Origin of the sequence: Paucibacter sp. XJ19-41 (assembly GCF_028462495.1) — a bacterium.
Lineage (GTDB): Bacteria > Pseudomonadota > Gammaproteobacteria > Burkholderiales > Burkholderiaceae_C > Roseateles_E.
Window position 1 is genome coordinate 30,263 of sequence record NZ_JAQOWX010000027.1, and the last position, 22,416, is coordinate 52,678.

Annotated in this window: 28 protein-coding genes; 10 read left to right on the top strand and 18 right to left on the bottom strand. The window is 66.9% G+C overall.

The features are described from left to right. The first annotated feature begins 10 nt into the window (after window positions 1-10). On the top strand, window positions 11-598 hold the full coding sequence (locus PO768_RS09530; RefSeq protein WP_137945360.1) for a cob(I)yrinic acid a,c-diamide adenosyltransferase: 588 nt from the start codon (window positions 11-13) through the stop codon (window positions 596-598). Here the strand turns inward: PO768_RS09530 and PO768_RS09535 are convergent. Further along, window positions 586-1,563: a helix-turn-helix transcriptional regulator gene (locus PO768_RS09535; protein WP_272645863.1), complete on the bottom strand. Its 978-nt coding sequence runs from the start codon at window positions 1,561-1,563 to the stop codon at window positions 586-588. The genes PO768_RS09530 and PO768_RS09535 overlap by 13 nt on opposite strands. A gap of 116 nt (window positions 1,564-1,679) precedes the next feature. On the opposite strand from PO768_RS09535, the gene PO768_RS09540 reads away from it, so the two are divergent. Then, on the top strand, window positions 1,680-2,717 hold the full coding sequence (locus tag PO768_RS09540; RefSeq protein ID WP_272645864.1) for a hypothetical protein: 1,038 nt from the start codon (window positions 1,680-1,682) through the stop codon (window positions 2,715-2,717). Window positions 2,718-2,724: 7 nt separating this feature from the next. Here PO768_RS09540 and PO768_RS09545 read toward each other — a convergent pair whose 3' ends face one another. The 12 genes from PO768_RS09545 to PO768_RS09600 form a co-directional block, all read right to left on the bottom strand. Further along, the gene (locus PO768_RS09545; RefSeq protein ID WP_137945357.1) at window positions 2,725-2,943 is read right to left on the bottom strand and encodes a hypothetical protein; all 219 of its coding nucleotides are present in this window, start codon (window positions 2,941-2,943) and stop codon (window positions 2,725-2,727) included. Between the two features lie 43 nt (window positions 2,944-2,986). Next, window positions 2,987-3,448, bottom strand: coding sequence for a PIN domain nuclease (locus PO768_RS09550; RefSeq protein WP_272645865.1), 462 nt, complete (start codon window positions 3,446-3,448; stop codon window positions 2,987-2,989). Continuing rightward, the gene (locus tag PO768_RS09555) at window positions 3,445-3,819 is read right to left on the bottom strand and encodes an AbrB/MazE/SpoVT family DNA-binding domain-containing protein (protein ID WP_272645866.1); all 375 of its coding nucleotides are present in this window, start codon (window positions 3,817-3,819) and stop codon (window positions 3,445-3,447) included. Before PO768_RS09555 ends, PO768_RS09550 begins: the two co-directional genes overlap by 4 nt. Window positions 3,820-3,976: 157 nt before the next feature. Beyond that, window positions 3,977-4,495, bottom strand: a complete 519-nt coding sequence (locus PO768_RS09560) for a GNAT family N-acetyltransferase (RefSeq protein WP_137945355.1) — start codon at window positions 4,493-4,495, stop codon at window positions 3,977-3,979. Between the two features lie 103 nt (window positions 4,496-4,598). Next, on the bottom strand, window positions 4,599-5,264 hold the full coding sequence (locus tag PO768_RS09565) for a 3'-5' exonuclease (RefSeq protein ID WP_272645867.1): 666 nt from the start codon (window positions 5,262-5,264) through the stop codon (window positions 4,599-4,601). 22 nt (window positions 5,265-5,286) lie between these two features. Then, window positions 5,287-5,601 (bottom strand): nucleotide pyrophosphohydrolase, encoded by a 315-nt coding sequence (locus PO768_RS09570; protein WP_262972223.1) that lies wholly within the window; start codon window positions 5,599-5,601, stop codon window positions 5,287-5,289. Between the two features lie 232 nt (window positions 5,602-5,833). Continuing rightward, a complete protein-coding gene (gene queE, locus PO768_RS09575) occupies window positions 5,834-6,469 on the bottom strand; it encodes a 7-carboxy-7-deazaguanine synthase (protein ID WP_272645868.1) in 636 nt (211 codons plus the stop codon). Then, window positions 6,466-7,599, bottom strand: a complete 1,134-nt coding sequence (locus PO768_RS09580; RefSeq protein WP_272645869.1) for a 6-carboxytetrahydropterin synthase — start codon at window positions 7,597-7,599, stop codon at window positions 6,466-6,468. The genes queE and PO768_RS09580 overlap by 4 nt, the downstream gene beginning before the upstream one ends. A 349-nt stretch (window positions 7,600-7,948) precedes the next feature. Next, on the bottom strand, window positions 7,949-8,761 hold the full coding sequence (locus tag PO768_RS09585; protein WP_272645870.1) for an alpha/beta fold hydrolase: 813 nt from the start codon (window positions 8,759-8,761) through the stop codon (window positions 7,949-7,951). A gap of 95 nt (window positions 8,762-8,856) precedes the next feature. Next, a complete protein-coding gene (locus PO768_RS09590; RefSeq protein ID WP_272645871.1) occupies window positions 8,857-10,563 on the bottom strand; it encodes a hypothetical protein in 1,707 nt (568 codons plus the stop codon). 114 nt (window positions 10,564-10,677) lie between these two features. Beyond that, the gene (locus tag PO768_RS09595) at window positions 10,678-11,586 is read right to left on the bottom strand and encodes a c-type cytochrome (protein ID WP_272645872.1); all 909 of its coding nucleotides are present in this window, start codon (window positions 11,584-11,586) and stop codon (window positions 10,678-10,680) included. A 101-nt stretch (window positions 11,587-11,687) separates the two neighbouring features. Continuing rightward, window positions 11,688-12,383 carry a class I SAM-dependent methyltransferase gene (locus PO768_RS09600; protein WP_272645873.1) on the bottom strand — a complete coding sequence of 232 codons (696 nt, stop codon included), beginning with the start codon at window positions 12,381-12,383 and terminating at the stop codon, window positions 11,688-11,690. 95 nt (window positions 12,384-12,478) lie between these two features. On the opposite strand from PO768_RS09600, the gene PO768_RS09605 reads away from it, so the two are divergent. After that, window positions 12,479-13,399, top strand: a complete 921-nt coding sequence (locus tag PO768_RS09605) for an amino acid ABC transporter substrate-binding protein (RefSeq protein WP_272645874.1) — start codon at window positions 12,479-12,481, stop codon at window positions 13,397-13,399. Between the two features lie 31 nt (window positions 13,400-13,430). Here the strand turns inward: PO768_RS09605 and PO768_RS09610 are convergent, their stop codons facing one another. After that, window positions 13,431-14,102, bottom strand: a complete 672-nt coding sequence (locus tag PO768_RS09610; RefSeq protein ID WP_272645875.1) for a glutathione S-transferase — start codon at window positions 14,100-14,102, stop codon at window positions 13,431-13,433. 16 nt (window positions 14,103-14,118) lie between these two features. After that, entirely contained in the window at window positions 14,119-16,320 is a 2,202-nt protein-coding gene (locus tag PO768_RS09615; protein ID WP_272645876.1) for a helicase-related protein, read from the bottom strand. 164 nt (window positions 16,321-16,484) lie between these two features. Between PO768_RS09615 and PO768_RS09620 the strand changes: the two genes are divergently transcribed. Together PO768_RS09620 and PO768_RS09625 are read left to right on the top strand one after the other, a co-directional pair. Further along, window positions 16,485-16,757 carry a type II toxin-antitoxin system Phd/YefM family antitoxin gene (locus PO768_RS09620; protein ID WP_272645877.1) on the top strand — a complete coding sequence of 91 codons (273 nt, stop codon included), beginning with the start codon at window positions 16,485-16,487 and terminating at the stop codon, window positions 16,755-16,757. Further along, complete coding sequence (locus PO768_RS09625; RefSeq protein ID WP_272645886.1) at window positions 16,754-17,224, top strand: type II toxin-antitoxin system VapC family toxin; 471 nt, start codon at window positions 16,754-16,756, stop codon at window positions 17,222-17,224. The genes PO768_RS09620 and PO768_RS09625 overlap by 4 nt, the downstream gene beginning before the upstream one ends. A gap of 36 nt (window positions 17,225-17,260) precedes the next feature. On the opposite strand, the gene PO768_RS09630 is transcribed toward PO768_RS09625, so the two are convergent. Continuing rightward, entirely contained in the window at window positions 17,261-17,701 is a 441-nt protein-coding gene (locus PO768_RS09630; RefSeq protein WP_272645878.1) for a methyltransferase family protein, read from the bottom strand. A gap of 102 nt (window positions 17,702-17,803) precedes the next feature. Here PO768_RS09630 and PO768_RS09635 point away from each other — a divergent pair, with 102 nt between their 5' ends. From PO768_RS09635 to PO768_RS09645, 3 genes are read left to right on the top strand one after another with little or no spacing between them, the layout of a single operon-like run. Continuing rightward, the gene (locus PO768_RS09635; RefSeq protein ID WP_272645879.1) at window positions 17,804-18,427 is read left to right on the top strand and encodes a Crp/Fnr family transcriptional regulator; all 624 of its coding nucleotides are present in this window, start codon (window positions 17,804-17,806) and stop codon (window positions 18,425-18,427) included. 46 nt (window positions 18,428-18,473) lie between these two features. Then, window positions 18,474-18,926: an SRPBCC family protein gene (locus tag PO768_RS09640; RefSeq protein WP_272645880.1), complete on the top strand. Its 453-nt coding sequence runs from the start codon at window positions 18,474-18,476 to the stop codon at window positions 18,924-18,926. A gap of 44 nt (window positions 18,927-18,970) precedes the next feature. Next, window positions 18,971-19,369, top strand: a complete 399-nt coding sequence (locus PO768_RS09645) for a VOC family protein (RefSeq protein WP_272645881.1) — start codon at window positions 18,971-18,973, stop codon at window positions 19,367-19,369. 11 nt (window positions 19,370-19,380) lie between these two features. Here the strand turns inward: PO768_RS09645 and PO768_RS09650 are convergent, their stop codons facing one another. Then, window positions 19,381-20,361 carry a LysR family transcriptional regulator gene (locus tag PO768_RS09650; protein WP_272645882.1) on the bottom strand — a complete coding sequence of 327 codons (981 nt, stop codon included), beginning with the start codon at window positions 20,359-20,361 and terminating at the stop codon, window positions 19,381-19,383. Between the two features lie 119 nt (window positions 20,362-20,480). Between PO768_RS09650 and PO768_RS09655 the strand changes: the two genes are divergently transcribed. Beyond that, window positions 20,481-21,338: an oxidoreductase gene (locus PO768_RS09655; RefSeq protein ID WP_272645883.1), complete on the top strand. Its 858-nt coding sequence runs from the start codon at window positions 20,481-20,483 to the stop codon at window positions 21,336-21,338. Window positions 21,339-21,346: 8 nt separating this feature from the next. Here PO768_RS09655 and PO768_RS09660 read toward each other — a convergent pair whose 3' ends face one another. Next, window positions 21,347-21,679, bottom strand: coding sequence for a DUF1428 domain-containing protein (locus PO768_RS09660; protein WP_272645887.1), 333 nt, complete (start codon window positions 21,677-21,679; stop codon window positions 21,347-21,349). A 107-nt stretch (window positions 21,680-21,786) separates the two neighbouring features. Here PO768_RS09660 and PO768_RS09665 point away from each other — a divergent pair. Beyond that, window positions 21,787-22,416: alanine racemase (locus PO768_RS09665; RefSeq protein WP_272645884.1), on the top strand; the 630-nt coding region annotated here is incomplete at its 3' end.

Sequence of the window (22,416 nt, forward strand, 5' to 3'; positions counted from 1 at the left end):
ATCAAGCCCTATGGCCAACCGACTCTCTCAAATCGCAACCCGCACCGGCGACGACGGCACCACCGGCCTGGGTGATGGCAGCCGCGTGCCCAAGGACCATCTGCGTGTGCAGGCCATGGGCGATGTCGACGAGCTGAATTCGCAGATCGGCGTGCTGCTGGCCGAGCCGCTGCCCGGCGATGTTCGCGAATTGCTGATCACGATTCAGCATGAGCTCTTCAATCTCGGCGGCGAGCTCTGCATGCCCGGCTACGAGCTCTTGAAGATGGATGCCGTGCTGCGCCTGGACGAGGCGCTGGCCCACTACAACGCCGCCCTGCCCCGGCTGAAGGAGTTCATCCTGCCGGCGGGTACGCGCAGCGCCGCGATCGCCCATGTCTGCCGCACCGTGGCCCGCCGCGCCGAGCGTGCCGTCGTCACGCTGGCCGCGCAGGAGAGCATCAACGCCGCGCCGCGCCAGTACCTGAATCGCCTGTCCGATCTGCTCTTCGTGCTGGCCCGCGTGCTGAACCGTGCCAACCTCGACGGGCTGGGCGGCGACGATGTCTACTGGCACAGCGAGCGCCTGAAGCGCCAGGACGCCGATCAATCCAGCTGAGCCGCCGCCTCCCTGAGCCGCTTCGCATAGGCCTGGCGCAGCGCCGGCGGCGCCAGCACCTCGACCTGGCCGGCGTGGCGCAGCAGATCCATCAGCAGCTCGGTGGCGTCCACATACGGCACCTCCAGCTGCCAGCGCCCGTCCGCCAGCCACTCGCTTTGCTGGCTGGCGTGCCATTCCTCGCGTGAGACCCAGGCTGCGGCCTCGGCGCTGAACACCAGCTTCGCCTGCTGAGTCTGGCCGCCGGCAAAAATGCCGTAGCCCTGGTCCAGCTCGCTCTCCAGCGCCTTCAGCGCCACCGGCTTGGCCTTCTCGTCCAGCAGCTCGGCAGCCTCCATCGCGTCCAGCGCAAAGCGGCGCAGGCCCTCGCTCTGATGACACCAGGCATCCAGATACCAGGTGTTGCGGTAATGCACCAGGCGCTGCGGCGATACCACCCGCGAGCCCACCGTGCCGCCGCCCTTGCCGCGCTTGCGATAGCTGATGCGCAGCTTCTGGCGCTGCACCACGGCGCTGCCCACCGTCTCGAAATACTCGCTGGCCACGCGCCGGCGTGCGGTGCTGATCAGCTTGACGCGCCGTGTCATCTCCTTGGCCTCGGCCGCATCGGTGCCCAGCATGCCGGTCAGCTTGTCGAACATGGGCTGCAGATGCCGGCTCAGGATGCCGTTCTCGTCCAGCCCGGACAGCAGCTGGTGCATGGTCAGCAGCGCATGCAGCTCCTTCTCGTTGAACCAGACCCCCGGCAGCTCATGCTGCTGGCCGCGCCATTGCTGGCCGAAACGGTAGCCATTGGCCAGCGCGTCGTACTCGATCGGCGCATCCATGCGCTCACGCAGATACTGCAGATCGCGTTTCAAGGTCGCCGGCGACACCTCCAGCGCCTCCAGCAAAGTCGCAAAACTGACACATTCACGGCCGCGTATCAGCAGCTCGATCTTGTAGAAGCGCTCGGTCCTGTCCATGCGATCGCCATCCCTTCCCTGATTCTTTTTGCTGGCTCATCCCATGAGCCAGTGAGGTCAGACACTGTGCCACATGGTTGCTGACAAATCGATGGCAGCCGCAACCGGAGCACCTCATGGCACAGATCGCAGCAGCATCCGCCCAGATGGAATTGGGCATCCTTCCCGTCGAACAGGCCGCGCCGGCCAATGCCAGCCTCGGTTTCGAGCTCGGCTGGGATTTCGCCCACCATGGGGTGGCGCCGCCGGTCGCCCATCTGTATGCACAGTCACCGCTGCTGCAAGGCTGGCAGGCCGGCTCGGCCACTTTCGGCCGCCGCACGCTGAAGCCCTCCCGCCACACCCAGCTGTGGCTGCAGCTGCGCACCCATGCCTGGGCACGCGGGCGCAGCTTCGAGGATGTGCAAGTCACGCCCAACTATCTGCAGCAGATCACGGTCGACTACTGCCCCATCCTGCGCCAGCCGCTGCTGGGCCAGGCCTCCATCGACCGCGTCCGCAACGATGCCGGCTACGCGGCCGGCAATCTGGCGATGATGAGTGCCGGTGCCAATGCGGCCAAGGCCGCCCATGGCTGGGCCGAGGCAAACGAGATTGCCGGCAGTGTCAATGACGGCCCTTTCCAGCGCATCGCCGGCCTGGGCCCGGCCGAATGGCAGCGGGTCGCGGTGCTGTGCAGCTTTGTCACCGAGCTGTCCCATGAGGAAGCGGCGACGATCCCGCTGCATCTGCTGCCGCCGAACCGGCTGCGCCTGTTCAATCCGATCCAGGCGCTGCAGGCCCTGGTGACCCGCCAGCTCGCGACACCGGGCTGGAGCGCCCGCCTCGCGCGCATCGAGGCCTTGCTGCCGGGCGATGCGCTGCGCGCCGACTTCAACCGCTTCCTGATGGCGCTGGCCCCCCGGGTGCTGCGGGTCGGTGCGCTGACCGAGGCTCAGGACATCCGTTGGGCGCTCGAAGACGCCTGGAGCAATGCGTTGGTGCAAAAGCGCTGGGTCCGTTTCGCGCTGCAGCTGAACGCCACCCAGGCCGAGAAGCTGGTGCAGCGCGCCGCCGCCAAGCGGCTCAGCACGGTCCATGTGCAGCGCCATCCGCGCCTGACCGCCACCGAGGGCTGGGCGCTGGAGCGCGGCGGCTACCGGGCGGCCGCCTGAGGAAAATTCAGCCCGGCAAACCCTGGCTGACCTTCTCCATGCCGCCGCTCTGGTCCTGCAGGGCCACATGGTGACCGCGCTCGCCGAACCAGTGCGCCCATTGCTCGGCCAGCTTCTTGTTGGGCAGCCAGGGACCGGTGCGGTCCATCTGTACGCGGTTGCCGCGGCGCTCATAGAACACCACACGCCACATGCCACTGGAAATTGATCGGTCGAAGTTGCTCATCGGTGGGCGAATCTAGCAGAGCTTGTGTGACGCTGCCGCCCCGTCAAACCCTCAGCGCCGCCAAAAATTCCTCGCTGCCCAGCAGCTTGAAACCGGGCTTGGTGGAACGTGCGACACGCGCCCGCAAAGCCCTGCTGTCGCTGACCAGAACACGGCCGCGCGCGCCCTGCGCCAGGCTCAGTGCGAGCTGCTCGAAGGCCGGCAGCCGCGCGGCCCTGACAGCTGCCGGCGCCTCGGCCGGCAGCACCTGGGCATAGGGCAGATAGTCGGCCAGCAACTCATGCTGCTGCGTCGCAGACAGCCCCAGCACCGGGCAGGCCAGCGCCAGCATTAGCGCCCGTGCGCTGGCCGGATCGACCAGGGCCTGGCAGCGTCCGAGCTGCCAGCTCTGGCGCAGCCGCTGCGCGCGGGCATCGCCCGACACCAGGGCGCCCAGCAGCAGCCGGGTATCGAACACCACGGCCGGCACGGCGACCGGTTTGGTCAATCGACGAGCGGTGCTCATCGCGCGGTCTTGCGCTTGCTGACTGTTTTGACGGCCGGCCTGGCAGCACTCGATGGCTTTTTTGCCGCCGTCGTTTTGCGCGCCGTCACCAGCTTCTTGACGGCTGGTTTCTTGGCCGCTGCGGTCTTTTTGGCACTCAATGGTTTTGCCGCCGCCTTCTGGGCCCAGTCCAGCGCCGTATCCAGCGTTTTCTCATCGATGGCAAGTTCGGCCAGCTTGGCCCGCAGCGCGTCACCACGCTGGATGCGTACCGGAGTCAGGATGATTTGCCCGGCCTTCTCCTGCACCTCGAAATACTGCACCGGCCCGAGGGCCTGGGTCACGCTCTTGGGCAGCGTCAATTGGTTCTTGGAGGTGATCTTGGCCAGCACTTGGAGGACTTGTGGAAAGTAAGGGGCCATTACTTTAACGTTTTCCGACCAGCGGAAAGTGCGTAGGCAAGACCTGGCCCTTGTGACTTAAAAGGGTGATCGGAGGGACGAAAAAAAGCGCCCTTTGAAGGGCGCTTCATCACCGGAGAGTAGGGTCTCAGACCAGCGATCGTTGCAGGCGCAGCTCTTCCAGACGCACGCCGCTGACCTCGGTGGTCTTGGTGCTGCCGAGCTCGCGCTTGAAGCCGGCCAGCTCGAAGAAACGCAGTGCGCGCTCATTGCGCAGCCAGGTCCACAAGGTCACCTTGGTGCAACCTTCTTCCTGCAGGCCGTCGCGGGCCGCGTCCCACAGGGCCAGGCCGACGCCCTTCTCCCAATGCACCGGCGAGGCATAGATGGCCCAGATCTCGCCGGTGGTCGACGGCGTGCCCTTGTCGCGCGAGCGGTCGAAGCCGACAAAGCCCATCACCTCGTTGTCGATATGGGCCACCAGCACCTGGGGCTCGCAAAGATCGATGGCCTCACGCCAGAAGGCCTGGCGCTTCTGCACCGACAGCGCGTCCAGTGCGGCATCGGGCAGCAGCCCCTTGTACGCGTCCTGCCAGGCTGCAACATGGATTTCGGCAATGGCTTTGGCGTCACGCAGGGTGGCCGGACGGACCTGAATACTCGACATACGAATGAATAGAACTCTGGGAACTCAAACAAAAACGGAAGGGCAGAATTTTGCGCCCCTAAAGCGCCGCGATGAGCGCTTGACAGCGGGTTTTTTTCTGCCGTCAGTTCGCGGCCAGTGCCGAACTGCGCGCCGCCAACTGCGGCCGGGCGTAGTCGGATACACAGCGTTGCAAAGCCGTCTTGGCCGCGCGCTGCAGCCTCGCCAGCAGCGCGTGCTCGACCCGCAAGGGTCCGAGCTCGCGCGCAAAGCGTTGCGCCAGATCGGCCTGCATGCGCAGCAGCAGATGGGCGGTGGTCTGTGCATCGGCCAGCGCGCGGTGGGCCCGGCCCATATCGGGCAGCGCATGGAACTGGGCCAGCGTGCCGAGCTTGCAGTTCGGCGCCTCGGGATAGAGCCGGCGCGCCAGCAGCACGGTGCAGGCGAACTCATGGGCGCTGTCGCGCTCGCAGCCGGCCCGCTCCAGCTCATGGAACCAGAAGCCGCGATCGAAGGAGGCGTTGTGCGCCACCAGCGGGCAGCCGCGCGTGAACTCGGCCACCTCGCGCATCACCCGCGCCGAATCGGGCGCCTGGGCCAGCATCGCATTGCTGATGCCGGTCAGTTGCTCGATGAAGGGCGGCACCCAGACGCCGCTGTTCATCAGGCTCTGGTAGCTGCCGACGATCTCGCCGCCGCGCACCAGCACCGCCGCGATCTCGGTGGCGCGGCCGCCCGCGCCGGGTCCGAGGCCGGTGGTTTCAAAGTCGATGACGGCGATGGTCTGCATGGGGTGACAGAGAAAAATGGCTTCAGGGTGGCGGGTACTTAAGGGCATTCTTGGCCAGCTTGCGTTCGACCGCCGCCGCCATATCGACGCCGCTGTGATCGGCAATCTGCAGCAAGTAGAGCATCACATCGGCAACTTCATCGCCCAGATGCTCGAGCTTGGCCGGGTCCTGCGCAATCGCCTGCGACTCTTCCGGCGTCATCCACTGAAAGATCTCGACCAGCTCAGCCGCTTCCACCACCATGGCCATCGCCAGGTTCTTGGGCGTCTGGTAGGGCTGCCACTGCCTCTCGGCGGCGAACTGGCGCAGCCGCTGCTGCAGGTTCCGGATGTCCATGTCTTCAATCCCTGTATGTAGATCTTTTAACTTGGTAGTCGTAGTAGAGCCGGCAGCCTGCTGTGGACAGCTGGCAAAGTCGCTTTGAATTCAAAGACTTAGCAGCACCAAAAGGCTGTGCGCCGAAGCCGGGACAGCGCTTGACTCAGCCGACAACAACTTGGTTCTGCAAGACATTGCTGTGGACAAGCGCTCACTTGCTCAAGACTTATCCACAGACTTGTTCAATCATTCACTCGATGCCGATGACCTTGTGCATCTGCACGCTCAGCCGCCATTGCGGGTGTTCCATGCAATAGGCCACAGCCGCACGGGTGTGCTGGGCCTTCAACAGCGAATCCATAGGCTGCAAAAAGAAGTGCTCGAAGTCCAGGCCGGCAAAGCGCTCGGGCAGCGCGGCCGGCTGCGGATAGACCAGCTTCAGCTCATGGCCGCGGGTCAGCACGATCTCGCTGTCGGCCTTGGGGCTGACGCAGATCCAGTCCAAACCCTCGGGTGCCGGCTGCGTGCCATTGGTCTCGACCGCGATCTCGAAGCCCCGGGCGTGCAGCGCCTCTATCAGCGCCGCGTCGAGCTGCAGCAGGGGCTCCCCCCCGGTGCAGACCACATAAGGCCTGCCAGGCCGGTCTGCGGGCCAGCGCGAGGCAATCGCGGCGGCGAGGTCCTCGGCCGTGGCGAACTTGCCGCCGCCCTGGCCATCGGTGCCGACGAAATCGGTATCGCAAAAGTTGCAGACGGCGCTGGCCCGGTCCTGCTCGCGCCCGCTCCACAGATTGCAGCCGGCAAAACGGCAGAACACCGAAGCCCGGCCCGCCTGCGCGCCCTCGCCCTGCAGCGTGTAGAAGATTTCCTTGACGGCGTAAGTCATACGGGGATCAGATCATCAATGCCCGAGGCGCTGACGATGGCGCCCGAGCCGCGGGTTTCATACATATCGACCCGGTCCAGCTGCGGCAGCACGGCCCGGCCCTTGGTCAGCACCCAGGCCGCCAGGCTGGCGCTATCGCCATCAGGCAGGTCGGCGATCTCGTAGAGCGGGCGGTGGTCGATGGCCTTGAAGATCGGATCGAAGCGCGTCTTCACATCGCCGAAGTCCACCGTCCAGCCCTTCAGCGCATCGAGCTCCGCGCTCAGATGCAGACGCAAGGTGTAGGTGTGCCCATGAATTGCTCGCAGCGGGTTGCCGGCCGGTGCCCGCTTGAGCTGGATCGCGCTGTCCAAAGTCAGCTCCTTCCAGATCCGGTATTGCTGGCCATCGAAATTGGCGCCGCAGGAGCCGGTCTCATAGACCGTGACCCAGGACAGCTCGGGCAGTTGCGGCTTCAGCCGCTGCCACAGCCAGGCCGAGATCACCTCGCTGGTCGGGTTGTCCAGACCCTCGATCTCGTTGAGGCACTGGTAGTTCAGCTGCATATGGAAGGGGGCCCAGACCTCGTCCAGATGGTCGTAGTCGATGCTCAGATCACGCTCGCCCAGATCCTGGTTGGCATGAACGATGACCTCGAAACCATGGCCGTGCATGCGACCGCATTTGTGGCCGGGCGGCACATTCGGCAATTGGTGCGCGGCCTGAAAACGGTAGCGTCGCCAGACATGGGCGCGCCCGCTGACATCCAGATCGACCCCGCTGTGCGCGGTGCTCTGAATGCCAATCTGCTGGATGCCCGGCACATCGAAGGCCTGCTCCAGACGGCTTTTGATCCAGCGCGCGATGTTCTCGTCGGTCGGCTGTTCCAGCGTCGTGTTCAGCAGCCCGTGGTCCAGCGGCGCCAGACAGGCCTCCAGCCGCCGGCGCAATTCCTCGACCTCGGCGCCAGGAAACGGTGCCCAGTCGGGCGGCAGCGCGGCCCTGACGGTGGCGAGATAGCTGTGGCCGTGTAGACCGCGGCTGCGATGGCCTTCGGGCAGGGCCGGGATTTGGCAGGCTGCTTCGAAACCGCAGGAAGCCGAGTACAGCGTGGAAGGGAGTGGGGCGGAGGATGTGGTGGTCGTTTGCATGGCGCTCCGTGGCGCGATGCACACGGGGCGGCAGTGTGACATGAGCCAGGCTTTGTGCGCTCACCGCGCGGCCAAGCCCGCCCGGGCCGCTCAGGCTTTGAAATACAGCGGAGAAGCGCTCCGCTCTTCTTACTGGTATTTCTATCTTTCAAATTAGTAGTCTTAGTAGAGCAGCGCTGCGGCTGTGGACAAGCTGCTTTTTCCGTTTTGATTCAATCACTTGCAAGCGGTCAAAGCATGTGAGTCGCTTGGGGTCGGCGCGGCACACCAACAGATAACAACTCCGGCTCAATGCCAACAGCTGTGGATAACTTGGGGCTTGTTCAACTATTGTGCACAGCTTTGTCCATCACAGTGCCGGCACCGCTTCCAGCAAGGACCCGACCATCGCATTGAAGGCCGCCGCATGACTGATCGGCCCTAGATGGCCGGCGCCGGGCAGCATGCACAGCTCGGACTGTTCCAGCGCCAGGGACAGCAGTTCGCTGACCCGGCGTGCCGGTGCCCGGGTCAGCGAACCACAGACCAGGCGCAGCGGCAGCGCCCGCAGCCGGGCCAGCTCGCGCGGCCCCCAGGTGGCGGCGAACAGCGCGGCGAAATGCCGATCGACGCTGGGCATGCAGCGCGCGATGCGCTGCTGCTGGTTGTCGTTCATGCCCTGCCAGGCCGGACCGGCCGCCCAGTAGTTGCAGAACATCTGGCCCGCCGCCTCGAAGCGGCCGGCGCCGACCAGCTCGCTGACGATGCGGGCGATCTGGGAGATCTCGCCCCAGGCCTCGCCCCAGGGCTCGTGCCGGCGCAGCAGGCCAAACAATACCGGCTCATACAAGGTGAGTGAGCGCACACAAGACGGGCGCTCCACCGCCATCTGCAGCGCCAGCGCGCCGCCATAGGAATGGCCGACGATGTCCAGCGGCTCCTCGATATCGCCCAGCGCGGCCCAGACCGTGTCGCTCTCCAGCCCCAGCCCGACCGGCGCATCGGCGGGCCAGTCCGGGCTGCGGCCGTGGCCGGGCAGATCGGGGATCAGCAGCTCGCGCTGCTCTTGCAGCTGCTCGGCCAGCCCGCGCCATTGGCCGGCGCTGGCACTGCTGGAATGCAGGCACAGCAGCGGACGGCCCCGGCCCAGGCGCTTCATGTTCAGGGAGAGGGTGGCGTTCATCGTGCGAGCCTTGTCTTGTTCAACAACAGGCTGGCAGTCTCGGCCGCTGCGGTTTCAGCCCGGCTTCTGCGGCCGGGCCTGGCGGTTTCGTTTGTTCAGGCGTGTATCCAGAAGGCGCTTTCGGCGAACTCCTGGCCCAGCCACCAGCCGGCCTTGCCGGTGCCGAAGCGGAAGTTGCTGGCCCCGGCCTGGCTTTGCAGCGGCGCCGTGACCTCTCCGGCGCTGTCGCGCCTGGCCCGCAGCTCGCCGAGCTCGGGCACCACCGGCACGATATGGCCGGAGCGCCCGTCCTCCTTGCGCCGCGCGATGATCAGACCGATCGCGCCCTGGTTGGCGGCCTGCTGCAGCTTGCTCAAAGAGCCGGTCTGGCGCCAGCCAAAGGCGGGGCCATGGTCGCGCAGCCAGCGGAACAGATCGTTGGCACGCAGCTCGACAATGGTGTTGCCGATCAGCGGCGCCACGGTCTCGCCCTGGGCCAATTTCAGCAAGGCATGGGCCGACCACCAGACCCGCGGCAGGTAGACACCGGCCAGATGGCAGTAGTCATGCGCGTAGATATTGCAGAAGGTCAGACCGCTGCGCGGCTGGTAGCGCCCATGGGCCGGCTTGTCCACCGCCAGCCAGTCGATGATGGCGGCCAGCTCCTGGCGCAGCGTTTCGGCATCCGTGCCCTTGCGTTGCGGCTGACCGGCTTCGTTGAGCGAATGGGCATTGGCCAGGTCGATGCGGCGCGTCACCGAGCCGCTCTTGCGTGGCATCCATACCGCGACGATGCCGCTGCTGGGCAGGGCTGGCGCCGGCTCAATGACGGCAATCGGCTCCGGCGCGGCATCGGCCACCAGCAGCTTGGCCGAGACAAAACCATGGATCAGCGCGCCGGCCAGGCTGGTCTCGATCTCGAGAAAGCCCTTGACCGGCTTGCCGCTGACGGCACGCACCGGATGGCCGTCCGGCAGGTGGCTGATCACATTGGCGGTCTCGGGCTGGCTGATCAGCGGCTCGCTGCGCACCCGCAGCATCGACAGCTGGGTCTTGACCCGGAACTGCGGGCCGCTGGCCGTCACGGCGCTGGGCGGCGGCAGGATCGCCTGGCCGGGTGGTGGCGCCTCGAGCTCGGCCTGCTCGCCGCTCAGCGCCACCGTATGGGCCAGACGGATGAAGTCGAACAGCGCCTCGCCATAGAACTGTGTGCCGTTGAAATGCCCCTGCTTGAGCCCCTTGGCCGGCTTGAAGCCGCCGGTGTTGTAGGCGATGCCGACGGCGGCCAGCTCCTGGTCGCTGAGCTCGCTGCGGTCCTGCAGACCCAGCTTGCGCAAGCCCTTCTTCAGCTCGTCGACGCACAGGGCCAGGGTGTCCTCGAAGCGCTCATAGCGCTTCTCTAGAAAGTAGTCGGGGTCGCTGAGGAAGAACTGCAGATCGCGCTGGAACAGGCCGAAGCCGTGGCAGAACTTGTGCGGCCGGGCCGCCACGCCGGCGAAGCCGGGGATGTGCTGGGCCATATCGACCAGGGCCTGGTGGGCGATCTCGAACATCGCCGCGCCATCGGGCGCGGCCAGCAGATCGGCCTTGGTCTGCGGGAAGGCGCGGCGGCCCTTGTCGGCATCGAGCGTGTCGCCGACGCACAGGGCCAGGATCTTGTTCGTGCCCAGGTTCTTGCGCCGCAGCAGCGACCAGATGGCACCGGTCTCCTGGCAGGCGATCGCGGTGACCATGTCCACCGTCAGTGGCGTGCCGGCCAGCGCCGGCGTGATGCGGGCCTGGAACTGCTTCTTGAACCACAGGATGTCGGCGCTGTCGGGCATGGCGGTCTCCAGGGAGTGTGCGCCCGACATTAGGGGATCGCAGGGCCGGCGCCTAGCCGTCGGCGGCGGCTTTGCTCCTGCAAGATAGGGATGCCGTGCCTGGTTCCGGGCCTCTTAGCGCCGGCCCGCTGGCTTGGCAGGCAGGGTCTGCAGATAGGCGTACATCGCGTGCAGGTCGGCGTCGTTCAATTCCTTCAGCGCGTTGAAGGGCATCACCGGGCTGACCGGGCTGCCATCGGGACGCCGGCCGCTGCGCATCATCGCGGTGAACTGCTCGGCGTTCCTGTAGGCCGGCATCGCACTGCCCTCGCCCGGCGTCAGGTTCGAGGCCGGCGGCCAGTCGGGCGGTGTGCCCGGGATCTTGCCGCCCGAGAAACCGGGGCCGTGGCAGCCTATGCACATGCTGGCCACATAGGCGCCGTTGGCGACGCTGACGGTCGAGGCCATCGCTGGCGAGGGCGGCAGGCTGTGGTCTATCTTCTCGGCCGCATCCTGGATCAGGCCCAGGCCGTACATGGCCTTGAAGGGCAGCGACAGCTGGACGATGGCCGGCCCGCCCTCGACCGCAGGCATGCGCTGCAGATGCGCAATCAGCGCGCCCATGTCCTCGTCGCTGAGCCGGTTGTAGTCCTCGCTGGGCATCACGATGGCGGGCCGGCCATCGGGCTTGACGCCATGGCGTATCGCGCGCACCCAGTCCTCGACCCGGTAGTTGGCCACAGTGGGTGAGCCCTGCGCGATATTCGGGCCGCGCAGGAGCAAGCCCTTGCCATCGTCGATCAGCACCTTGCCGCCGCCGGCGCGGTCATGGCAATCGACGCAGCCGCGCGACAGATAGAGATAGCGGCCCCGCTCCAGCGCGGCCGCATCGGCCGGCAACGGCACGGCCGCCACGCGCAGATCGACCTGGCGCTGCAGCTTGTAGTCGGCGCGGGCTAGGGCCAGGCCGACGGTGGCGGCCAGGGCGGCCGTGAGGCCAAGCAGTATCAAGAGGCTGCGGCGCAGCCAGGTTCGCTGGGTCATGGGCGTTTCCTTGCTTCGGTGGCATCAAGCCGGGCCGCACCTTAATCGCTGGCCGAAGCGAAAAACCAGGGCTGAAACAAACGAAGCCGGGCTGCAACAATCTAAGCGGGGCCGGGCGTCGCCAGGCTGTCGCGCCGGTACTGCAGCAGCCGTCCGCTATAGCCGGGCTGCTTGATGACGGTCTCCTGCAGCCGGTAGCCCAGCGTCGCCATATGGCGGCTGAAGGCCGGGCGATTGCCGCGGTTCGGGTCGACGATGATGACCTCGCTGGCCGGCCACGCATGCAGCGCGATGAAGGCGGCCAGGCTGCCGGCCTCGTCGCGCTCGTACAGCACATCGCTGCCGATGATCAGATCGAAGCGGCCCTGCACGCGCGGCGCGCTCTGGCCACGGCCGGTGGTGGCCGGGCCCCAGTCGCCGTGGCAGTAGCGCATCGGTGCCAGTGCATTGAGCCGCAGGTTCTCCAGCAGGAAGCCAGCGGCCATCGGGTGGCAGTCGCTGGCCGTCACCAGCGCGCCACGCCGGTGGCTGACCAGGCTGGCCAGCGCCAGGCCGCAGCCGATTTCGAGGATGCTCTCATCAGCCAGCAGCGGCCGCCGCGCCATGGCCGCCGCCAGGTGCAGGCCCGAGGGCCACAGCAGGCCGAACAGCGGCCAGGCCGCCGACGAGATGCCACGTGCCAGCGCCTCGCCCAGCGGGTCGTCGAACTGCTGCCGGTCCAGCAGCGAGCGGATCTGCAGATCCGCCACACCAGTGATGGCAATGCACTCCTGCTTGATCACATAGGGGCTGCTCATGACGATGGCCCCGAAAAACCGGCAAGAGTTGGCAGGCCGCAGGGCCGGCCGGGCCTATATTTCCGCCCATCCGATAGAACCGAGCGGTGAACACGATGAAAAGCCATGCAATCCGTCACGGGCGGCCTGCCCTCGCGCTGCTGCTGACCTTGCTGCTGCTTCAGCCCGCGCTGCAGCCCGGCTCGGCACACGCCGGTCCGACGCTGGAGCGCATCCAATCCAGCGGCCGCATCGTGCTGGCGCACCGCGAGTCGTCGGTGCCATTTTCCTATCTGGATGCGCAGCGTCGGCCGGTCGGCTATGCGCTGGACCTCTGCCACCGGCTTGGCGAGGCCTTGCGCAAGCATCTGCAGCTCAAGAGTCTGGCCACCGACTATGTGCAGGTCAGCTCCAGCGACCGCATCGCGGTGATCGCCGAGGGCCGTGCCGACCTGGAATGCGGCTCGACCACCAACAACGCCGAGCGGCGCGAGAAGGTGGCGTTCACCGTGCCGCACTACATCACCGGCTCGCGCTACCTGGTGCGCGCCGATTCGGGCATCAAGGAACTCGGCGATTTTGCCAAGCGCCGGTTGGTGTCCACCAAGGGGACCACCAGCCTGAAGGCGATCCAGGCCGTCAATCGCGACCGTCTGCTGGGCATCCAGGTTCTGGAGGCGCCTGACCATGGGCGCGCCTTCGAGATGGTCGAAAAGGGCGAGGCCGACGGTTTCGTGATGGACGATGTGCTGCTCTACGGCCTGATCGCTGGCAGCAAGAATCCCAAGGGCCTGGAAGTGGTGGGCAAGTTCCTGACCATCGAACCGCTGGCGGTGATGATGTCGCGCGAGGACGCCGAGCTCAAGCGCGTCGTCGACGCCGAGATGAAGCGCCTGATTGCCAGCCGCGAGGCCCATGCCCTCTATGAGCGCTGGTTCCAGCAGCCGATGCCGCCGAAGCAGACGGCGCTGAATCTGCCGATCAGCTATCTGCTGCGCGACTTCTGGAAGTATCCGAGCGACCAGGTGCCGAACTGAACGAGGGCCGTGCACCTGGCGGCCCATGGCCTCAGCTCAACAGCGTGTAGGGACCGCCGCGCTCCAGCGCGCGCTGGTAGGCGGGGCGCGCATGGATGCGTTTCAGGAAGTCCGTCAGCCGGGGCCGGTCCGCCGCCAGCCCGCCGCGCGAGGCGGCCGCCTCCAGCGGAAAACTGAGCTGCACATCGGCGGCCGTGAACTCGGCGCCGGCGAACCAGGGGCTCTTGGCCAGCTCGGCCTCCATAAAGTCCAGATGACTCTTGATCGCGGGCTGGATGAAGCCGGCCTTGACCTTGGCCGCAATGCCCTTGGCAATCGGCTTGGCGAAGAAGGGCATGGGCGAGCGCTCGATGCGGTCGAAGATCAGCTTCATCAGCAGCGGCGGCATCGCCGAGCCCTCGGCGTAATGCATCCAGTAGCGGTAGCGCAGCGCCTCGGCGCTGTCGGCCGCGGGCTTGAACCGGCCCTGACCGTAGCGATCGACCAGGTATTCGAGGATGGCGCCGGACTCGGCCACCACCAGCTCGCCATCGCTGATCACCGGCGACTTGCCCAGCGGGTGCACCGCGCGCAGCTCGGGCGGCGCCAGCATCGTCGCCCTGTCGCGCTGGTAGTGCTTGATCTCGTAGGGCAGGCCCAGCTCTTCGAGCAGCCACAGCACGCGCTGCGAGCGCGAGTTGTTGAGGTGGTGAACGGTGATCAATCCATGCTCCTGTTTGTCAGCGCCGGCCGCGGGTCTGCCACAGCGGCTTCTTGCCCTTCAGATGGCGCTCGATGCCGTCGTTGAGCCGGCTGCGCAGATCCCCGACGGCCACCACATGGCCGTAGACGCCCGGGAAGCGCAGGTCCAGCCACAGCCACAGCGTGCAGGAGCGCAGCGCCTGTTCCATGCGGTCGAGCCGGCTGTGCTCGTCGACATCGTCGAGGAACCAGGGCGCGCCGACCGTGCCGGTCAGCGCGTGGCGGCTGGCCCAGTCCAGATACTCTTGCACCTGGCTGTCGGTGCGACTGTCCACCGGAGCCTGCGCATAGATGAAGCGGGCCTTCAGCGGCAGGCCACCGGCCGCGCGGTCCAGCTGCTCGGCAAGCGCCAGCATCTGCTCCAGCTCGGCCACCTCGAAATGGGCGTTGTCCAGCAGCAGCTGGTCCATGAAGACCATCAGCACCGCATGCAGCTTCTTCAGTCCCAGGCGCTGCGCGATGGTGTCGATATGCCACCAGTTCGGCGCCACTGCGGCCTTGAAGTCGCGCGGCGCGCGCGGGCTCTTGGGCAGCAGCTCCTTCAGCGTGCGCGCCGCCGTCGGCTCGGCCTCGCGCAGCACGCCGACAAAGCCCTCGTCATGCATGCCGTAACGCCCGGCCCGGCCGGCGATCTGGTGCACCTCGGTGACCTCCAGCGTGCGGTCGCCCTGGCCATCGAACTTCGTCATCGTGCTGAACAGCACGCGGCGGATCGGCAGGTTCAGCCCCATGCCGATCGCATCGGTGGCCACCAGGATATGGGTCGCGCCATTGGCAAAGCGCTCGGCTTCGCGGCGTCGCACCTCGGGCGGCAGCGCGCCGTAGATCACCGAGACCGGATGGCCGGCCGCGCCGATCTGGTCGCGCAGCATCAGCACCTCGCGGCGGCTGAAGGCCACGACCGCGTCGCCATGCTTGAGCGCCGTGATCGGCACCGGCGCCGGCAACAGCTGCACCTCTTGCTTGCGCTCGAAATGGCGCACCGTGCAGCGCTCGCCGCACAGGCCCAAGAGGCTTTCGATGGCCGGCACCGCATAGGCGCTGCAGATGATGATCAGCTCATTGGCCGGCACCGCGACAATGGCCTGGGTCCAGGCCCAGCCGCGGTACAGATCGAACAGCATCTGCGCCTCGTCGATCACCGCGACGTCGATGGGCTTGTTGGTGTTGACCATCTCGATGGTGCTGGACACCACGCGCGAGTTCTCGGCCGGCACGTTCTCCTCGCCGGTCAGCAGCGAGCAGGGCACGCCACGACCCACCAGCCGGTCGCGCCCTTCCAGCGCCAGCAGGCGCAGCGGCGCCAGATAGGCACCCTGCTGGGCCTGGGCCAGGCGCTCGAAGGCCGCATAGGTCTTGCCGCTATTGGGCGCACCGACATAGAGCGTCACGGTGCGCTGCATGCGCCGCGCGATGTCGAAGGTGTCGGGATAGCCCTGGAAGGCCAGGTCCTGGTTCAGCCCGGCCAGCGCATTGAGCTCGGCGACGCGGTGCTCCCAGCGGTCCTGCGCCCGCGTGCAGCCGGCTTTCAGTGTCTCGAAGGACTGCGGCGTCGCGCACTCCGACTGCAGGCGCGGCAGCAGCGTGTCCAGGTGTTCAGGGTGACCCGACTCGCTGCGCAGATAGAGATTCTCCAGATGCGCTTGCAGCTCGGCTGCGTGGGCGTAGGCCGGCATCTGGCCGATCGCGGTCTTCAGCGCATGCAGATCGCCGCTGCGGTAGAAGTCCCAGATCGGCGCGTCATCGGCGACTTCGGCGCGGTAGCTGACGGGGATCTGCCAGCCCGGCTCGGAGAGCTTGAGCACCAGTTTGCACAGCCGGCTCCAGCGCTGGCCTTCTCGGCTCAGGCCCAGCGCGGTCTCCATCTGGGCGGTGCGCTGCTGCATCAGCGCGCGCACCGTCGGCGCGGTGCCGACCACATCGAGATGGGCCAGCGCCGACGCGATCAGGCGCGGCGCGATCCAGCGGCTGGGCCGCGCGCCGCTGCTGGCCTTGGTGGCCTTCTGGATCTGGATCAGGCCCAGCTTGTCGAGCTGATCCTCATGGCCGGTCTCGCCGTCGAAATCGCCCGGAGTCAGCACCTGCGGCAGCTGATAGGCCGCCTGGCGGATGCGCTGCCATTGTTCGGGAGCGATGTCGGCTGGCAGGCGGGCCGCGTGGCGCGGGTTCGGGAGTTGCATCGTGGCCGGCGGGAGTTGGGCGGCCGGCGCGGGGGTGGGGAGAATTTTTGTATCGGGCACGTCGGGAGTGGAACACAAGAGGCCAGCCCGCCGGCCTGTCCGCAAGGGGCTGCATGCATGTAGAAACGTAACTACAATACGGCGATGTCGCCCGAGGAGATGTCATGACCGCCACCACCCTCTCCAGCCGCGAGTTCAACCAGGACTCCAGCGCCGCCAAGAAGGCGGCGAAGCAGGGCCCGGTTTTCATTACCGACCGGGGCCGACCCGCCCATGTGCTGCTGAGCATCGAGCATTACCAGCAGCTGGTCGGCGGACCGGACGCTAGCAGCATCGTCGACATGCTGGCGATGCCCGAGACGGCGGGTGCCGGGGATCTGAGCTTCGATCCGCCACGTGCCGGCGAGCTGTTTCGCCCGGCCGAGCTGTCCACCTGATGTTTGTTCTCGACACCAACGTCGTCTCCGAGCTGCGCAAGGCCAAGTCAGGCAAGGCCGACAAGCATGTGCTGAGCTGGGCCGCCGGCGTGCCGGCCGGCAGTCTGTTCATCTCGGCGATCACGGTGCTTGAGCTGGAAATAGGCGTGCTGCAGATCGAGCGGCGCGATGCCGCGCAAGGGGTGTTGCTGCGAGCCTGGCTGGAGGGACAGGTCTTGCCCGCGTTTGCCGGGCGGGTGCTGGCGGTGGATCTGGCGGTGGCACAGCGTTGCGCCCGTCTGCATGTACCCGACCGCCGATCCGAGCGCGACGCCTTGATTGCCGCCACCGCCCTTGTCCATGGCATGAGTGTCGTGACACGCAATATCGCGGACTTCGAGTTGCTGCAGGGTGTGGCGCTGCTCAATCCCTGGGAGGCAGTCGCTGCGGTGAAACCATTGGCCACGGCGCGGCGGCCGAAGAAGTAGAAGGTAGTCTCGGCACAGCAATGCCGGCCCTACGGCTCAGCACCAACGCCGCACCGCCTGCCGATAGCGCGCGTACTCCGCCCCGAACTTCGCTGCCATCGCGCGCTCTTCCAGCGGGATGTACCAGCACTGCGCCAGCGCGAAAAAGCTCAGCGGCCCGAACAGCGGCGACAGCGAGCCCAGGGTCGCGGCCAGGCCCAGCAGCGCGATCAGCAGGCCCAGATACATGGGGTTGCGGCTGCGGCGGAACAGGCCTTCGGTGGTCAGCCGGTCCGGTTCGCCGAAGGTGTTGATATTGGTGCCGATCCGGCGGAACAGCCGGGCATGCCACTGGGCCAGACCCAGACCCAGGGCGATCAGGCCGAGTCCGGCCCAGTTCAGCGGCCGTGGCAACCACAGGCCCAACGGGGCGCAGGCATGCGCGGCCCCCATCAGGCCGGCCAGCATCAGAAAGACAAAAGGGGGAAGCAGCAGCACTCGCATCGCATCGATCTGTAAGGAAATGAGGCGGCCAGTCTGCCGACCCATGGCCCCGCTTGCGATAACCTGGGTTAACTGCTCAACAAGTGATCGAGAGACATGAACGACCCCGCTGCGGCCTTGTCCGGCTTCGACCTGTTCTGCCGCCTGGCGGCTTCGCCGCTGCCCGAGCGGGAGCTGCTGGAGGGCGCGACCCGGCGCTTGCGACTGGCCCCCGGCGAGCCGCTGTTTCTGGCCGGCGAGCAACGGCCCCAGGTCTTTGCCGTGTTGTCGGGCGTGATCAAGATGGTTTACGAGACATCGGGCGGTGAGGGCTGGATCAAGGGCTTTGCCGAGGCCGGCACCTGTTTTGCCAGCCTCACCGCGCTTGAAGAGGGCGAGCAGGCGCGCACCAGCTACTCGGCCTATGCCGAGTCGGCCTGTCTGGTCGAGCAGATCGACTATCGCCAGATCCAGCGGCTGGCCGAGCGCCATCTCGGCTGGCAGCGTGCGCTCAGCCAGGCCTTCAAGATTTACGGCCAGCGCAAGGAGAGGCGTGAGATGGAGCTGCTGACCCTGTCGCCCGAGCAGCGCTATCTGGGTTTTCTGCGCGAGCGCCCCGAGCTGGCTGCGCAGCTGCGTCAGCGTGATATCGCCAGCTATGTGCGTGTGACCCCGGTGGCGCTGAGTCGCATCCGGGCGCGGCTCGCTGGTCGATCCGGGGGCCGGTCGGACGTCGTCTGAACGGAGACATCCTCCAAACCGCCTCAAGCAAAGGAGAAACATCCCCATGAGCACGACCACCATCATCCGTCTGCACCGCGTGCTGCGCGCGCCGGCCGAGCGCATCTACCGCGCTTTTCTCGATGCGGCGGCCTTCAGCAAATGGCTGCCCCCGCATGGCTTCACCGGCACGGTCCACGAGATGGATCCGCGGGTCGGCGGCAGCTACCGCATGTCCTTCACCAATCTGACGACCCAGCAAAGCCATGGCTTCGGGGGCCGCTATCTTGAGTTGGTTCCGCATGAGCGGCTGAGCTATACGGCCATCTTTGATGCGGCGCTGAACCTGCCCGGCGAGATGCGCACCACCGTGGCGCTGAAGGCCGTGTTCTGCGGCACCGAGGTCCATATCGAGCAGCAGGGCATACCGGCCCAGATTCCGGCCGAGGCCTGCTATCTGGGTTGGCAGGAGTCGCTGACCCTGCTGGCCCAGCTGGTCGAGCCCGAGATCCGCCAGTAGCATCCACCGGTCCGTCCATCCATCTGGCCACCGGGAGCCCGTCGATGTTTTCCCACGTCTTTGTCGGCGTCAGCGACTTCGAACGCGCTCTGGCCTTCTACACGCCGCTAATGGCCTGCCTGGGTCTGCCGCCGCGCTTTTGCGATCATGGTCGCCCCTGGGCCGGCTGGCAGACGCCGGGAAGCGCCAACGGCCGCCCGCTATTCCTGATCGGCCGTCCCCATGACGGCCAGGCCCATCTGCCGGGCAATGGTCAGATGCCGGCCTTTCTGGCCGCCGATCGAGCCCTTGTGGATGCCGCCCACGCGCTGGCACTCCGCCTGGGCGGCCGCTGCGAGGGCCCGCCGGGCCTGCGGCCCGACTACCACCCGCACTACTACGGCGCCTATTTCCGCGACACCGAGGGCAACAAGCTCGGCGTGGCCTGCCACACGGCCCAGTAGCTGGGTCGGCATCAGCCGGGCTTCTTCGACCGCCGCCTCTGCCCCGCCCCGTGCTGGCGCAGTTCCTGCGCCGTCAGGAAGAACTCGCGGTTGCCGGCCACCCGCTCCACCGCGAGATCGATGAAGGCGCGCACCCGGGCCGGCTGCGCGAGCCGGCTGCCGTAATAGGCATACAAGCCCAGATGCTCGGCTACATGGTCGATCAGCAGCGGCACCAGCAGGCCGGCGCGTATCAGCGGCGCGGCGCTGACGCCGACCAGCTGGCCGATGAATTCGCCGGCCAGCACGGCTTTCTCTTCCAGCTCGACATCGTTGGTGCACAGCCGCGCCGGAATCGTGCGCGAAACAATCTCATCACCGACCTTGAAGTCCCAGCTCATCAGCTTGCCGGTGGCCGGGTGGCGAAAGCCGCTGCAGCGATGCTGTGAGGACAGCAACTCGTCGATGCTGGACGGCGCGCCATGGCGCTGCAGATATCGGGGTGCGGCGCAGACGATCAGCTGGATCGGCAGCAGCCGTCGCGCCACGACGCCCTCGGCCGGCGGGCTGCCGGCTCGAAAACCGACATCGATGCGGTCCTCGACCCAGTTGCCGATGCGATCATCCAGTTGCACATCGGGCTCGACCTCGGGGTAGCGCCGGCAGAACTCCTCCAGCACCGGCCACAGCATCGGCAGCATGATGGAGCGCGGCGCCGCGATGCGCAGCGGTCCAGCGATCTCGTCGCGGCCGCGCCGTGCACCGTGCAGTGCGCGTTGCAGCGTCGCCAGACCCGGTTGAGCGGCTTCCAGAAAGGCGCGGCCCTCCTCGGTCAGGCTCAGGCTGCGCGTCGTCCGGTGGATCAGCCGCACCCCCAGATGCGCCTCCAACTGGCTCAGCGACAAGCTGGCCGCTTGCGGCGTGATGCCCTGCGATGTGGCGGCCTGTCGCAGGCTGCCCAGCTCGACGGCCTTGATGAAGGTGGCGACGGCGCGCAGTTCGTTGAATGCCATGCAAGCCCTCCAATTGTCATGATTAACTTGCGGATCAATGACGAGATTGTGGGCTAGTTGGCGCGCAATTGAAAACCTACATTGAGCTCACCCCATCACTTTTCTGCAAGGAAACGACCATGAGCTCCTCCCCTTCTTTCAAGCGTGTCTGGATGATCACCGGCGCCTCGCGCGGCATCGGTGCCCGCCTCGTCGAGGCCGTGCTGGCCCATGGTGACGCGGTCGTCGCGACCGCGCGCGACAGCGCCGCGCTGCACCAGCGCTTCGGTGCCCAGGCCGGGCTGCTGGCCCTGCCGCTGGATGTGACCCGCGAGGCCGATGCCGCCCATGCGGTCGAAACAGCGCTGGCCCATTTCGGCCGCCTCGATGTGCTGGTCAACAACGCCGGCTATGGCCTGCTCGGCGCGGTGGAGGAGGCGAGCGGCGACGAGGTGCGGCGTCTCTACGAGACCAATGTGTTCGGTCTGTTGAACGTCACGCGGGCGGTGCTGCCAAGCATGCGTTCGCGCCGCAGCGGCCATCTGATCAATATCTCCTCGCTGGGCGGCTACCAGTCGGCGGCCGGCTTCGGTGTCTACTGCTCGACCAAGTTTGCGGTCGAAGGCCTGACCGAGGCGCTGCACGCCGAACTGGCGCCGCTGGGCATCCATGCCACGGTGGTCGAGCCGGGCTATTTCCGCACCGACTTTCTGGAGAGCCAGTCGCTGGCCGTGTCGCCCAAGGCGCTGGAGGACTATGCGGCCAGCGCCGGCCCGGTGCGCGAGGCGGCCAAGCGCATCAGCCTGAACCAGCCCGGTGATCCGCAGCGCCTGGCCCAGGCCCTGATCCTGCTGGTCGAGACTTCGCGCCCACCACTGCGCTTGCCCCTGGGCAGCGATACGCTGCAGACGATCCGCGCCAAGAATGCCTTTGTCGAGCAGGAGACGGCCGAGTGGCAAGCGCTGGCCGCCTCGACCGACTTCCCGGCCGGCGCCTGAGCGCCCGATCAGGCTTCGACGAGCACCTCGAAGCCGCCAAAAATCATGCGCTGGCCATCGAAAGGCATCGCTGCCGGATCCATATCCATGCGCGGATCGGCCATCGCGTTCTTCATGCCCTCGTCGCGCATGCCGCGCGAGGGCCAGACTATCCACGAGAACACCACGCTCTCGTCCTCCTTGCGCTGCACGGCCATCGTGAAGGAGGTGAGCTTGCCCTCGGGCACATCGTCGCCCCAGCATTCGACCACCGACAAGGCGCCATGGTCCTTGAAGACCTGGGCCGCTGTGGTGGCAAGTTGACGGTAGGCCTCGCGCTTGGCGGTGGGCACGGCGAGCAGGAATCCCTCGACCTAACTCATCTCGGTTCTCCTAGAAAAGAGGGCTGGGCAACTGCACGACGGCGGGAGCCAACAAAAATCGACCGGTCGCCACAAAAAGACCTGCCATGACTCTTGCCCTGCCTCCCGCTGCACGACCCGGCGACCTGCTGTCGGCCGTCGACACGCCGGCCCTGATCCTCGACCTGGACGTCTTCGAGCGCAATCTCGATCGCATGCAGGCCGCTGCCGCGGCCGCCGGCCTGGCCTTGCGCCCCCATGCCAAGGCGCACAAATGCCCGGCCATCGCCCAGGCCCAGCTCGCGCGTGGCGCGGTAGGCATCTGCTGCCAGAAGGTCAGCGAGGCGATCCCTTTTCTGCAGGCCGGCATCAGCGACATCCACATCAGCAACGAGGTGGTCGGCGCCGCCAAGACCGCGTTGCTGGCCCGGCTGGCGCTGCAGGGCCGACTCAGCGTCTGTGTCGACCACGCCGAGCAGGTCGCGGCGCTGGCCGCAGCCACGGCCAAGGCCGGCAGCCGGCTCGATGTCTTCGTCGAGATCAATATCGGCCAGAACCGCTGCGGCGTCGCTGCCGAGGCGTCGGTCGTTCTGGGCCTGGTCGAGGCGATCACCGCCCATCCGCAGCTGCGCTTCAAGGGCCTGCAGGCTTATCACGGTGCGCTCCAGCATCTGCGCGGCCATGCCGAGCGGCGCGAGGCGGTGGCCGTCGCGGCGGCGCGCACGGCCGCGGTCGTC